General features: G+C 65.0%; 2 protein-coding genes. Both read left to right on the top strand.

The window, feature by feature from the left end:
• Positions 1-150 (top strand): bestrophin family ion channel (locus tag EOA29_RS44150; protein ID WP_348628947.1); only part of this gene is annotated, 150 nt, incomplete at its 5' end.
• A 140-nt stretch (positions 151-290) separates the two neighbouring features.
• The coding region (locus EOA29_RS39970; protein WP_145970185.1) for a metalloregulator ArsR/SmtB family transcription factor at positions 291-460 on the top strand (170 nt) is incomplete at its 3' end.

The following is a 460-nucleotide window of genomic DNA, read 5'->3' as shown; positions in this document are numbered from 1 at the left end:
CTGTCGGAGGAGCTCGAGGATCCCTTCGGCACCCAGCCCAACGACCTTGCGCTCGATGGCCTTTGCCGCGTCTGCGAAATCTCGGTGTTCGAGGCGCTCGGCGAGCCGGCGCCGAAGATGATCCCGGCCGAACGGTTCTACTTCTCCTGAGGCCACCAGGAGCCTTGCCGTCCGGTTTGCGATCCGGATGGGGCGCTGCCCGCATTCCCCCTCGATACCGCGCCGCTTGACTCGGCCGGCGGCCTCTCGTATAGAACCAAAAGGTTATATAACCATCTGGTTCAATAAATATGACGACCGATAGCCTCAGCCTGACCCTCGCGGCCCTTGCCGATCCGACCCGACGCGCCATCCTGGCGCGGCTGGCGCTCGGCGAGGCCTCGGTTACGCAGCTGGCCGAGCCGTTTGCCATGAGCTTTCCGGCGGTGTCGAAGCACCTCAAGGTGCTCGAGCGCGCCGG

The organism is Mesorhizobium sp. M1E.F.Ca.ET.063.01.1.1 (assembly GCF_003998155.1).
Lineage (GTDB): Bacteria > Pseudomonadota > Alphaproteobacteria > Rhizobiales > Rhizobiaceae > Mesorhizobium.
Note: the sequence above shows the minus strand (reverse complement) of the source record. Positions and strands in the feature narration are given on the sequence as shown.